The following is a 5,377-nucleotide window of genomic DNA, read 5'->3' as shown; positions in this document are numbered from 1 at the left end:
CGCTGGCGCCCCCCTTCGCACCCCCCCGCATGCGGCAAAGCGGCGGGGCCAAGTCAGGAAACCCCCCCCCCACAAGGACCCCCCCCGCCCCCCCCCCCGGGGGGCCCCCCCCCCCCCCCCCCGCCGAACCGTGCCGGGCATCGTGCCCGATCAGCACCCTTGAACCGGCGCCGTCGCGGGCCAGCACCCAGGCAGCCACACCGGCCGCCGCCCGCAGCACCACGACGCGGTTGAATCGGCTGGGCCCGGGTCCCAGCGCTGCCCGCAGCCCGGCCGTGCCGAAGTGCAGCGGGCCAGCGAACTCCGTGGCCAGCACATCCAGGGCTGCGGCATCGCCTCGTGAAGCGCTCGCAATCTGGCCGCCAAGAATTTTGCTGGTGACTTCGTCAGGATCGTCCGCGAGCCACTCCCGGGCCTGTTCCAGCACCGCCCTGTGCCCATCCCCGTGCATCGTCGTGATGTTGACCCCTTAAACTCGCGCTCGCGCGCCCACGCGCGCCCGCTCGCGCGCGCGGACATGCCCCCGCGCGCGCCCCCATCCGCGTAGCAGCGTAGCGTCTGTACGGGCAAGCGAGAACCGGTATGCGGGCAGCGGAAATGGCCGCCGAAATCACAGGTAGAAAAGCCATGACCATAGGAGGCGCTCAATGACATCGACTATTCCGATCGGCAGCACCGACCAGAAAGCCGTCCGGCCGCTGAACCCCGGGGCAGGCCACCGGGAAACCATGGATGGCAACGAGGCTGCGGCCCGTGTCGCTCACCAGCTGAGTGAAGTCATCGCTATCTACCCGATCACGCCGAGCTCGGCGATGGCCGAGAGCTGCGACCAGTGGGCGGCCACTGGAAAGACCAATTTGTGGGGCGCCATCCCCGAGGTCATCGAGATGCAGTCCGAGGGCGGTGCCGCAGGCGCACTGCACGGCGCTGTCACCAAGGGCGTACTGGGTACGACGTTCACCGCATCCCAGGGCCTGCTGCTGATGATCCCGAACATGTACAAGATCGCCGGTGAACTCACCCCGGCCGTCATCCATGTCGCGGCGCGCGCCATCGCCACCCAGGGTCTGTCGATCTTCGGCGACCACTCCGATGTGATGGCGGTGCGCCAGACCGGCTGGGCGATGCTCTGCGCCGCGTCGGTGCAGGAAGCACACGACTTCGCCGCGATCGCCCATTCCGCGACGCTGCGCTCCCGGGTGCCCTTCATCCACTTCTTCGATGGGTTCCGCACTTCGCACGAGGTGAACACCATCACCACGCTGAGCAAGGACGACCTCAGGGCGCTGGTGCGCGAGGAGGACGTGCTGGCGCTGCGCGAGCGCGGCATGACCCCTGATCGCCCGGTGCTGCGCGGTACCACGCAGAATCCCGATGTCTACTTCCAGGGCCGCGAGGCCGTCAACGCCTACTACGACGCGGTGCCAGGCATCGTGCAGGGCCTGATGGACGAGCTCGGTGCACTCACCGGCCGCCACTACCACCTCGCCGACTACTACGGGGCCGCCGACGCGGACCGCGTGGTCGTCGTGATGGGCTCCGCAGGGGGCACTCTGCGCCAGACCGTCGATGCCCTCAACGCCTCCGGCGAGAAGGTTGGCGTGCTGCAGCTGAGGCTGTTCAATCCCTTCCCGGCCGAGCAGATCATCGCTGCGCTGCCGTCCACCGTCACCAAGATCTCGGTGCTCGACCGCACCAAGGAGCCCGGCTCCATCGGTGAGCCACTGCTCGCCGACATCGTCCTGGCGCTCACCGAGAGCACCGATCATTTCGCCAATGGCATGCCGACGGTCACCGGCGGGCGCTACGGCATCGGGTCGAAGGAGTTCACTCCCGCGATGGCCAAGGCCGTCTACGACGACCTCGCCTCCGATGCGCCGCACAAGCGCTTCACGGTGGGCATCGTCGATGACCTGACCCACCTCTCCCTGCCGGTCGACACCTCTTTCCAGCCTGCCTTCAAGGGCCTCACCGCGGTCTTCTTCGGCTTGGGCTCCGACGGCACGGTCGGCGCCTCGAAGAACTCGGTGAAGATCATCGCCGGCGAGCCCGGCCGCTACGGGCAGGGCTATTTCGTCTACGACTCCCGCAAGTCCGGCGCGACGACCATCTCCCACCTGCGTTTCGGTGACGAGCCGATCGACGCGGCCTATCTGCTCGACGCCGCCGACTTCGTCGCCGTCCACCAGTTCGAGCTGCTGGAGAAGATGCCCACCCTCGACCTGGCCAAGCCCGGTGCGACGGTGCTCATCAACTCTCCCTTCGACACCGACACCTGGGCGCACCTCTCGGTGGAGCTGCAGAAGATCATCATCGACAACAAGCTCGATGTCTGGGTGATCGATGCCGCCAAGATCGCGCGTGAATGCGGGCTGGGCCAGCGCATCAACACCGTGATGCAGCCGCCGTACTTCTACCTGTCCGGCGTGGTGGACAGGGAAGAGGCCATCCCGCGGATCAAGAAGAGCATCGAAAAGACCTACGGCAAGCGCGGACGCGTCGTCGTCGAGCGCAACTTCAAGGCCGTCGACGCATCGATCGCCGCACTGCACCATCTGGAGATTCCGGCCGAGGCCACCAGCGACCTGCATCGGATGGCTCCGCTGCCCGATGAGGCACCCGAGTTCGCCAAGAAGGTCACCGAGATCATGCTTCGCGGCGAAGGCGACCTGCTGCCGGTGAGCGCCTTCCCGATCGACGGCACCTGGCCGGTAGCCACCAGCAAGTACGAGAAGCGCGGCATCGCCGAGAAGATCCCGATCTGGGACGAGAGCCTGTGCATCGACTGCGGCCGTTGCGCCATCTCCTGCCCGCACGCCGCGATCCGCGTCAAGGCGGTTCCGGAGTCCGAGCTCACCGACCAGCCGGAGGGCTTCAGGACCAAGAACTACCGCGATCGGGTGCTCACCGACCACAAGTTCGTCGTGCAGGTCGCTCCCGATGACTGCACCGGCTGCGGAATCTGCGTCGAGGTCTGCCCGGCCCGCTCCAAGCGCGAGGTCAAGCACAAGGCCATCAACATGGAGAACCGCCTTGAGCACCTCGAGGTGGAGCGCAAGAACTTCGACTACTACCTGTCGCTGCCCGAGGTGGATCGCACCAAGGTGCGTCACGACCAGCTCAAGGGTGCCGCCCAGCTGGAGCCGCTGTTCGAATTCTCGCTGGCCTGCACAGGCTGCGGCGAGACGCCCTATGTGCGCACCCTCACCCAGCTGTTCGGTGACCGGATGCTCATCGCCAATGCCACCGGCTGCTCCTCGATCTACGGCGGCAACCTGCCCACCTCGGCCTACACGACCAACTCCGACGGGCGCGGCCCGACCTGGAGCAACTCGCTGTTCGAGGACAATGCCGAGTTCGGCCTGGGCATGAGGCTGGCCTGGGAGGAGCAGAACAGCGAGGCTCGCCGTCTGGTGGAGGGCCTGCCCGGTCTGGACGCCGATCTGGTCAAGGACCTGCTCGACGCCGACCAGAGCGACGACTCGGGTATCGCCGCACAGCGCGCCCGGGTCGTGGAGTTGAAGAAGGCACTCACCGGACGTGACGAGGACCAGGCCGTGCGCCTCATGACGCTGGCCGACGAACTGGTCAACAAATCGGTCTGGGTGGTCGGTGGTGACGGCTGGGCCTACGACATCGGCTACGGCGGCCTGGATCACGTGCTCGCCTCCGGGCGCAATGTCAACGTGCTCGTGCTGGACACCGAGGTGTACTCCAACACCGGTGGCCAAGCCTCCAAGGCAACGCCCCGCGGCGCAGCGGCGAAGTTCGCGGCCAAGGGCAAGGACAGCCCCAAGAAGGATCTCGGCGCCATCGCGGAGACCTATGGCAATGTCTATGTGGCCTCGGTGTCGATGGGTGCCAACCCGCAGCAGGTCGTCAAGGCCATGCTGGAGGCGGAGGCCTGGGATGGCCCGAGCATGATCATCGCCTACAGCACCTGCATCTCGCACGGCATCAACATGACCACCTCGATGGCCCATCAGGCTGAGGCAGTCAAGTCGGGCTACTGGCCGCTGTACCGCTTCCATCCCAGCGAAGACGAGCACGTGGTGCCCTTCCACCTGGACTCCAAGGCGCCGACCGGCAAGATCTCGGACTACCTGTCCTCCGAGGCGCGGTTCGGGATGCTCGCGCGCAGCAATCCGCAGCGTGCCGAGGAGCTCCAGAAGCTGCTGCAGGGCGATGCGGACGAGCGCTGGCATCTCTACAGTCAGCTGGCCGGTGTGGAGCGCTCGCTGCCCACCGACCGCCAGGACGACACCACCGACGACACCACCGAAGGGGAATGATCCATGAGCGACAATCCTGATCTGTCCACCACCTATCTCGGGCTGAAGCTCAGCGGGCCGATCATCGCCTCGTCCAACCCGCTCGCCAAGACGGTCGAGGGCCTCAAGTCCCTCGAGGCGGCAGGCGCCTCGGCGGTCGTGCTGCCGAGCCTGTTCGTCGAGGAGGTGGAGGCCGAGGAGCTCGAGGCCTCCCAGGTGATGGACATCGGTGACGAGTTCGCCGAGTTCACTTCCGCACCTCTTGCCGAGGTGGCCATGGACAATGTCGGTGCCGAGCGGCACATCCAGCGCGTCAAGGACGCCAAAAACGCCCTGAGCATCCCGGTGATCGCCTCGGTCAACGGTTCGCATCCCGGTGACTGGGCGCGCTACGCCGCCGAGCTCATCAATGCGGGCGCCGACGCCGTCGAGCTGAATCTCTACGACATGGCATCCGACCCGGAGCGTTCCCCCGACGAGGTCGAGGACGACTACCTGGCTGTGATCTCCGATGTGAAGAAGGTCATCGGGGACAAGCAGCTGGCGGTCAAGATCTCGGAGTTCGTGAGCTCGTTGCCGCACTTCGCGGTGCGCGCCCACAACGCCGGCGCCGACTCCCTGGTGGTGTTCAACCGCTTCTACGGCCCCGACCTGGACCTGGACACTCTGTCGGTCGTGCCGACCCTGGCGCTGTCCACCTCGGCCGAACTGCCGATGCGACTGCGCTGGGTGGGCATCCTGTCCGCACAGCTGCCCGATCTGGAGTTCGCCGTCACCGGTGGCGTGCACACCGCCGACGATGTCGTGAAGTCCTTGCTGGTGGGCGGCCAGGTGGCCTATACCACTTCAGTGCTGCTGCAGGACGGGCCCGGCGCGATCACCACGATGCTCGAGGGCGTCAAGTCCTGGCTTTCGGAGAACGACTACGAGTCGGTCGACGAACTGCGCGGCGCCATGAACATGTCCTCGGTCGAGGACCCGCATGCCTTCGAGCGCGCGCAGTACATGAAGGTGCTCAACAGCTGGGCCTGACGGGCACTGTGCAGGTCAGTCGGGGGGGGGGGGGGGGGGGGGGGGGGGGGGGGGGGGGGGGGGGGGGGGGGGGG

2 protein-coding genes and 1 pseudogene are annotated in these 5,377 nt (G+C 66.9%); 2 read left to right on the top strand and 1 reads right to left on the bottom strand.

What is annotated here, in order from left to right:
- Positions 1 to 451: pseudogene (locus ABF648_RS11795) on the bottom strand (hypothetical protein); the annotation flags it as partial.
- 196 nt (positions 452 to 647) lie between these two features.
- Between ABF648_RS11795 and nifJ the strand changes: the two are divergent.
- Entirely contained in the window at positions 648 to 4,292 is a 3,645-nt protein-coding gene (gene nifJ, locus ABF648_RS11790) for a pyruvate:ferredoxin (flavodoxin) oxidoreductase (RefSeq protein ID WP_415632441.1), read from the top strand.
- A 3-nt stretch (positions 4,293 to 4,295) separates the two neighbouring features.
- Positions 4,296 to 5,303 carry a dihydroorotate dehydrogenase-like protein gene (locus ABF648_RS11785; RefSeq protein ID WP_415632440.1) on the top strand — a complete coding sequence of 336 codons (1,008 nt, stop codon included), beginning with the start codon at positions 4,296 to 4,298 and terminating at the stop codon, positions 5,301 to 5,303.
- Positions 5,304 to 5,377: the final 74 nt, after the last annotated feature.

The sequence above is a fragment of the Propionibacterium sp. genome (assembly GCF_047719395.1).
Classification (GTDB): domain Bacteria; phylum Actinomycetota; class Actinomycetes; order Propionibacteriales; family Propionibacteriaceae; genus Propionibacterium.
Note: the sequence above shows the minus strand (reverse complement) of the source record. Positions and strands in the feature narration are given on the sequence as shown.

Bases quoted from the DNA above. Each gene is read 5' to 3' on its own strand.
- nifJ (WP_415632441.1), top strand. From the start codon at position 648: ATGACATCGACTATTCCGATCGGCAGCACCGACCAGAAAGCCGTCCGG.
- ABF648_RS11785 (WP_415632440.1), top strand. From the start codon at position 4,296: ATGAGCGACAATCCTGATCTGTCCACCACCTATCTCGGGCTGAAGCTC.